5 protein-coding genes and 1 tRNA gene are annotated in these 7,300 nt (G+C 64.9%); 4 read left to right on the top strand and 2 right to left on the bottom strand.

Features of this window, described 5'->3' with window-relative positions; translation table 11 throughout:
- The 3 genes from QMZ05_RS39770 to QMZ05_RS39760 form a co-directional block, all read left to right on the top strand.
- Window positions 1–1,238: NAD(P)/FAD-dependent oxidoreductase (locus tag QMZ05_RS39770; RefSeq protein WP_353705718.1), on the top strand; the 1,238-nt coding region annotated here is incomplete at its 5' end.
- Window positions 1,239–1,356: 118 nt separating this feature from the next.
- Window positions 1,357–1,433: transfer RNA gene (locus tag QMZ05_RS39765), tRNA-Arg, on the top strand.
- Between the two features lie 277 nt (window positions 1,434–1,710).
- On the top strand, window positions 1,711–2,550 hold the full coding sequence (locus QMZ05_RS39760) for a tetratricopeptide repeat protein (RefSeq protein ID WP_353705717.1): 840 nt from the start codon (window positions 1,711–1,713) through the stop codon (window positions 2,548–2,550).
- Between the two features lie 362 nt (window positions 2,551–2,912).
- Here QMZ05_RS39760 and QMZ05_RS39755 read toward each other — a convergent pair whose 3' ends face one another.
- Window positions 2,913–3,626, bottom strand: coding sequence for a hypothetical protein (locus QMZ05_RS39755; RefSeq protein WP_353705716.1), 714 nt, complete (start codon window positions 3,624–3,626; stop codon window positions 2,913–2,915).
- A 321-nt stretch (window positions 3,627–3,947) separates the two neighbouring features.
- Here QMZ05_RS39755 and QMZ05_RS39750 point away from each other — a divergent pair, with 321 nt between their 5' ends.
- Window positions 3,948–5,483 carry an aspartate ammonia-lyase gene (locus tag QMZ05_RS39750; RefSeq protein WP_353705715.1) on the top strand — a complete coding sequence of 512 codons (1,536 nt, stop codon included), beginning with the start codon at window positions 3,948–3,950 and terminating at the stop codon, window positions 5,481–5,483.
- Window positions 5,484–5,666: 183 nt separating this feature from the next.
- Here the strand turns inward: QMZ05_RS39750 and QMZ05_RS39745 are convergent.
- A partial coding sequence (locus QMZ05_RS39745; RefSeq protein WP_353705714.1) for a cytochrome c occupies window positions 5,667–7,300 on the bottom strand: 1,634 nt, incomplete at its 5' end.

Below are 7,300 nucleotides of genomic sequence, written 5' to 3'. Positions count from 1 at the left end.
GCGCCTATGGCATCGACAAGAAGATCCGCTTCAACCACCGCGTCGTGCGCGCCGACTGGTCGTCGGCCGACTCGCAGTGGACGGTCGAAGTCGAGCGCGGGCCGGAGAAGGCGATCGAGCGCCTCACCTGCAACTTCCTGTTCATGTGCAGCGGCTACTACAAATATGAGCACGGCTACACGCCGGACTTCCCCGGCATCGCCGATTTCGCCGGCAGCGTCGTCCATCCGCAGAAATGGACCGACGACATCGACTATGCCGGCAAGAAGGTCGTGGTGATCGGCAGCGGCGCGACCGCGGTGACCCTGGTGCCGGAAATGGCCAAGACCGCCGCCCATGTCACGATGCTGCAGCGTTCGCCGACCTATGTCGTGGCGCGGCCGGACGAGGACAAGGTCGCCAACTGGCTGCGGGCGCGGTTGCCGGCGAAGCTCGCTTACGGCCTCACGCGCTGGAAGAACGTGCTGTTCGGCATGTATTTCTACCGGCTCTGCAAGCGCGATCCGGAGCGCGTGAAGAAGCTGATCCTCGGCGGCGTGCGCCACGCGCTCGGCCCCGATTACGACGTCGCCACGCATTTTACCCCGAGCTACAATCCGTGGGACCAGCGGCTTTGCCTGGTGCCGAACGGCGATCTGTTTCAATCGCTGCGCAGCGGCGAATCGTCCGTCGTCACCGACCAGATCGAGACCTTCACGCCCGGCGGTATCAAGCTCAAGAGCGGCAATGTGCTTGATGCCGATGTCGTGGTGACCGCGACCGGTCTCGATCTGCAGGTGCTCGGCGGGCTCGAGATCAAGGTCGATGGTGCGCCGGTCGATCTGTCGAAGACCATGAACTACAAGGGGCTGATGTATTCGGGCGTGCCGAACCTCGCCGCGGCCTTCGGCTACACCAACGCATCCTGGACGCTGAAATGCGACCTGACTTGCGAATATGTCTGCCGCATGCTCAACCACATGAAGGCGAACGGCTACGCGCAGGTGACGCCGCGGCGGAACGACCCTGATGTGACCGAGCTGCCCTGGGTGGATTTCTCCTCGGGCTACATCCAGCGCGCCGCCGCCAGGTTCCCCAAGCAGGGCTCGCGCCGACCGTGGCGCCTGTACCAGAACTATGCGCTCGATATCATGACGCTGCGCTTCGGCTCGCTGAAGGATGAGGCGATCGAGTTTCTGCCGGCGAGCCGGACCAGCGCGGCGGATGCAGCCGCGAATCCGGCGCGGCAGGTGGCGTAACGCGCGCCGCCGCGAACCAGGCACAACTTCGCGCGCGCCCGTTGGGGCGCGGGCTGGCGATCATTCGGCACCTCTGCTATGGGAGGGCTGCGCCCGCATGCTTCGCGGCGGGCGGTGCGGTCCCGTAGCTCAGCCGGATAGAGCGACGGTTTCCTAAACCGTAGGTCGGAAGTTCGAGTCTTCCCGGGATCGCCATTTTCCGCCTGGCTGCGCGCAGCGCACGCCCCCGCTTGTTGCGAACCTCAAGCCGGGCCTTGTTCGGGGCGGTGATCGGCGGAGTTGTGATCGGCGCAGCGCAGCACTGGAGCGTCGCAAAGCGTGCGGCCGCGGCGTCGCGCGCTGTTCCTGCAAGGTCGTAACATCGGACAGCACGCTGATGTGTCCGAATATTCCCTGCCCGGATGCGACTTTCGCTGGACGCTTCGTCGGCGGCAGTGATAACGGCTGAGAGGAGCATCTCAAGACGGGCCGCATGCCGAAACCTCCGCCTCCTTCCGCCAGTCGCGGGCCCGGCCCATCGCCGGTTCTGCAACGCGCCGTGGTCGCTTTGCAGATGGGACAGGTCGTCGAAGCCGAACGGCTCGCGGCGGAGGTCTTGAAGGCAAACCGGACCGATGTCGGCGCGGCCTCGATCCTGGCGCGGGCGCTGATGATGCAGAACCGCAACGAGGAGGCGATCGCGCCGCTCGAGCGTGCCACGCGCCGCGTCGAGGATCCCGGCCTCGAGACCCTGCTCGGCGCGGCGCTCGGCGGCGCCGGTCGCCGCAACGAGGCGATCGATGTGCTGCGCCGGACCATCGCGCGGCGGCCGCCGTATCTGCCCGCATTTCAGGCGCTGGCAGCTCAATTGCACGCAGCTGGCCGCATCGACGAGGCGGTTGCCGTCCTTGAGAGCGCGCTTGCGCTCGCGCCCGGGAGCCTCGAGTTTCAGCTCCTGCTGGCGCAGCTGCTGCCCCAGCGCAACGAGCGCGGCCGCGCGCGCGAGATGCTGGAGAGACTGCGCGTTGCGGCGCCGGGACATCCCGATGTTCTGGCCGCGCTCGCGCGCGTGCTGCTGCTGGAGGGCGAATACGCGGCCGCGGCGGATCTCTACCGCCAGGTGCTGGCGCAGCGCCCCGACGATCCCCTGACGCGAACCAGCTTCTCCGCCGCGCTTCTGGAAATGGGCGATCGCGCCGGCGGCGAAGCAAATCTGCGTCTGGCGCTGCGCGGCCGACCGCAAATGATCGGCCGCACCACGTCCGCGCTTACCATGGCATCGCATGGCCGCTTCTTCTTCCGTCCCAGCGGGTTTGCGAAGTTTCTGAGCTAGCCGATTCTGTCGCGCCCTCACGCTCGTCATCGCCCGGCTTGATGACCGGGCGATCCAGTACGTCGCGGCTTCTCGATTCAGGCATCGGCGCCTCTGGAATACTGGATCACCCGCTTTCGCGGGTGATGACACCGGACCTGCTCTGGATCGCGCGACATATTCGGTGTCGTCCCTGCGAAAGCAGGGACCCATAACCACCGATGCGAATGGTTGCATGATGCCCGAACGACGAGCCTCTTTCATAACGCGGCCGCGGCGTATGGGTCCCTGCTTTCGCAGGGACGACATGTGGAGAGAGTCTCATCCCCACCCACACCCGTCATCGCCCGCATGCGCCTCGCCACGCCTCTCGCGCGCCCGGTCTACGACCGAAACTGGCGGCGATAGAGTCCGGGCTCGCGGGACATCCTGTTGGATAGTTCCTGCGCGCGCGATGTTTCATCCGGCGTCATCGCCGCGGTCTGCGCGACCCAGTTTTCGCGCTTCACCGGGAAGCATTGCGCAACCGGCGTGCCCTTGGGCAAGACGCCGTTGAAATTGGTGTCGTGCCAACGTGCCGGGAAATGAACCCAGCCGTCGCGAAACAGGTCGCAATCGACAAGGCCGGTCAGCGTGGTGAACGGCAGGTCGAACCGGTTGACCGGATGCGTGAAGAACAGCGAGTAGCCCGCCGGCGCCTCGATGGTCCACAGATTGACGAATTTGATGACGAAGCGGTCGGGCTCGAACAGCGGCGAGCCGGTCACCTGGCTTTCGTCGTGGAATCCGACCGGCGAGCGCGGGAATTCGAGCGCGCCTCCCGCCGGGAGGTCGTTGTCCCACGTCATCTCGCCATTCTCGACCTTGAGATCGCAGACCAGTGGCAGCAGGAAACCTGACGTCATCGCATCGACGAATGGCGGGCAGCGTTTGACGGTATCCTCCTCGCGATTGCTCATCGCATTGAAGGCCTGCGTCGGCATCGTCTTGAGCCATCCTGGAAGACCCATCGACGCCGGCACCGGCTCCGGAATCTTGCCCTCGAGCTCCGCCGGGCAGCGGAATCTGATGGTGATCGCTTCATTGTTGTTGGACACGGTTTTGGTCCTTGGTTCGTTCAATGTCGGCAGCGCCATCGCGCCAGTCGGTGCTGATCTAGCACGCGATAACGGGGCGGAGAAAGCAACCGCGCCTGTCGCGCGGCGCCCCGCGGTCTGGAGCTATAAGTTGTTGTTATCATGACGGATAAGGTAAGTCCTCGATTCCCGGTGCGGCGCGCATTGCGATCCGGCTTTCGGCGTTTTTCGGCTCGTCAGTGTGCAAGACTTTGCCGATAGGCATTGGCTTTCGATGTCTGTCGGGCGCATCATGGCTGGTGTCGCTGACGACAGGATTTTCAGCAGGTAACGGAGTGACCAATGGCCGAAACGAAGGTTGAGACCGCCACCACTGCACGCGCCGCGCCACCCTCCGGCGACAGCGGCGGCGTGAGCGAGCTCGCGATCGCAACCGTCCGCACCGTGCCGATCGAAAAGGCGCAATCCCGTAGCGAGCACGATCTGCTCGGCGAGGACGATGTGCCGGCCAATGCGCTGTGGGGCATCCACACCAAGCGCGCGGTGATAAACTTTCCGATCACCGGCGTGCCGGTCGGCCATTTTCCGGAATTCGTCCGCGCGCTGGCGCTGGTGAAGCAAGCTGCCGCCCGCGCCAACAAGCGCCTGGGCTATCTCTCGCCGGAAAAGGCCGATGCGATCGACAAGGCCTGCACCCAGGTCGCGACCGACAAGGTCTATGCGGAGTCCTTTGTCGTCGACGCGATCCAGGGCGGCGCCGGCACCTCGACCAACATGAATGCCAACGAGGTGATCGCCAACGTCGCGCTCAAGCTGATGGGCAAGAAGCCGGGCGACTATCACACGCTGCATCCGAACGACGACGTCAACATGGCGCAGTCGACCAACGACGCCTATCCGACCGCGCTGCGGCTCGCGGTGATCTTTGCCACCCAGCCGCTGGTGCGCGCGCTGGATGACCTCGCCTATGCCTTCAAGGGCAAGGCGGTGGAATTCGCCGACGTCCTCAAGATGGGCCGCACCCAGCTTCAGGATGCGGTGCCGATGACGCTCGGCCAGGAGTTCGACGCTTTCCACGCCACCGTGAAGGAAGATGTCGCGCGGCTGAACGAGATTTCGAGCCTGTTCCGCGAGGTCAATCTCGGCGCCACCGCGATCGGCACCGGCATCAATGCCGATCCGCGCTATGCCGCGCTTGCAGTCGAGGAATTGTCGCGGCTCTCCGGCCAGCCGATGGTGCTGGCCTCGAACCTGATCGAGGCGACGTCCGATCTCGGCGCCTTCGTGCTGTTCTCGGGCGTGCTGAAGCGCGTCGCGGTAAAGGTATCGAAGATCTGCAACGACCTGCGGCTGCTGTCGTCGGGGCCGCGTACCGGCATCGGCGAGATCAGGCTGCCTGCGGTGCAGGCCGGCTCGTCGATCATGCCCGGCAAGGTCAACCCGGTGATTCCGGAAGTCGTCAACCAGGTCGCCTTCCTCGTCATCGGGCACGATCTCACGGTGACGATGTGCGCCGAAGGCGGCCAGCTCCAGCTCAATGCGTTCGAGCCGACCATCGGCTATTGCGTGCTGAGCTCGCTGCGCATGCTGACGGCGGCGATCGATACGCTGACCAAGCGCTGCGTCGATGGCATCGAGGCCGATCGTGAGCGTTGCCGCAGCCTGGTGCAGGGCTCGATCGGCCTGATCACGGCGCTGGCGCCGGCGCTCGGCTATGAGGCGAGCTCGCGTGTGGCGCGCCGCGCGCTGAAGGAGAACCGCTCGGTCGCCGACATCGTGCTGGAGGAAAAGCTGCTGACCGATGAGCAACTCAACCAGCTGCTCGAGCTTGAAGCCATGACCCGCCCGGCGCGGCGGCAGCCGGTGCCGAAGAGTTGAGGTGCAAAGGAGATAGCGGCGAGGGTGCTTCTGCGCTCCCTCTCCCGCTTGCGGGGGAGGGCCGGGGTGGGGGTCTCTCTACGAGTCGCATCGCGGCAATAGCCCCCACCCGCATTGCATCTATCGATGCAATGCGACCTCCCCCGCAAGCGGGAGAGGTGAAGGCGCCGCCCGATCTTGTTCCTACAGCGTCTTGATGAACTCGATCAGCGCGCGGCGCTCGTCTTCCTTCAGCTCCGGCCCGATCACGCCGAGGCGCTTCTCGTTCGAGAATTCGTGGCCGGAATTGCTGTTGCCGCGCTTGGTGGTGTCGAGCAGGAAGGCGTTCTTGACCTTGTCCTTCCAGGCATAGCCGAGATCCTTGGGATCATACTCACGGCTGCCAAGATAGAAGGTCGAGGGACGGTCCTTTAGCGGCGACAGCAGCGCGTAGATGGTCGGCACCGAGCCGTTGTGCAGGTAGGGCGGGGTCGCCCAGATGCCGTTGAGCGGCCGGACCTTGTAGGCGAGCGGCGCCTGGATATCGTTCGGCCGGTAGCCGTTGATGCGCTTGCGATCCTCGGCGGGAATCTTGTTCTGGTCGTACCAGTAGTCGACGGTCTTCTCGACCAGTTCGCCGAGTGCCGGCCCGAAGCCGCCGTCCTTGATGTTCAGATTGGCCGGCGTCTCGACGGTGCGGCTCGCAAGGCCTTCGGCCTGCGCGCTGTCGGTGCCGATATGGCTGATCGGGATCATCTCGACGTCGAGCAGCGGCTGGCCGGCGTCGTTCTTGATCCAGCGCTTCTTGTCCTTGAACAGCGCAAAGGCCTCGCTTGCGGGCAGCGCCTTGCTGTCGATCGCGGGGCCATGGCAACCTTGGCAGTGCGTCTTGTAAAGCTCGCCGCCCTTCTTCGCGAGATCCATGTTGATCTGCGGCAGAATGTTCTCCGGCCATTTCGGCGATGCCAGGCCGCCAAAGCCCTTGTCCTCGCTGGGTGGCTCGCCGGCGATCATCCGCTCCATCTCATGCAGCACGTCGATCCGCGCGCTCGATTTGAACAGTCCCCTGGATTCATCGAGCAGATTGAGCTCGGCACTGACGCCGAGCGCCTCGCCGGCATTGCGCACCATCGGCTGCATGATCGAGCCGTCATACTGCACCCAGCTGAACCACGGCGCATTCCAGATCCGCGGGAAATGCACCGGCGCCGAATGCGAGGCGTAGTTGTTGGGATTGTTCAGGTCGATCGAGAACACCTGGTTGCCGATCCGGTTGAGCGCGTCGAGCCGCGCATAGCCTTCCTCGACGCTGTTGGCGGCGACCTTGCCCTCCAGTGCATTGATGTTGGCGTATTGCTTCAGCACGAGATCGAGCTGGCCGCGCAGCGCCATGCGCTCATCGAGGCTGGCCTCCTTGCCGAGGATCGCCTCGGCAAAGCGCGAGAAGCGGCCGGGCCAGAACCGGGTCAGCAGCAGCGAGACGCCGACGCTCTTCTGGAACTCGAACAGGTTGGTGTTGGCCGGTCCGCCGTCGATCACGATCTCGGTGCCGCGATAGCTGAAGCTTCCGGTGTGGCAGGCAGAGCACGTCAGCCCGACCCCGTGCATGTCCTCCTTCGTGTGCGGGTTGCGCCACGGCGCGCCGTTGGCATCGGCCATCGGGCTGCTCGGCGCGAAGCCGATCGGCAGCGGATCAGGGCTGCCTGGGATCACGCTGTCGGGAATAAAGCCGAAGCGGCCGAGATAATTGGTCTCGCTGAGCTTCGGCGCCGCCGTGAACAGCGGCCACACCGTCGGTTGCTCCAGCGCCATGAACCATTCAAGGGGAATGCCGAAGG

Origin of the sequence: Bradyrhizobium sp. INPA03-11B, assembly GCF_040446015.1 — a bacterium.
Classification (GTDB): domain Bacteria; phylum Pseudomonadota; class Alphaproteobacteria; order Rhizobiales; family Xanthobacteraceae; genus Bradyrhizobium; species Bradyrhizobium macuxiense_A.
The sequence above is the reverse complement of the archived record's forward strand: the minus strand, read 5'-3'. Positions and strand labels throughout refer to the sequence as shown.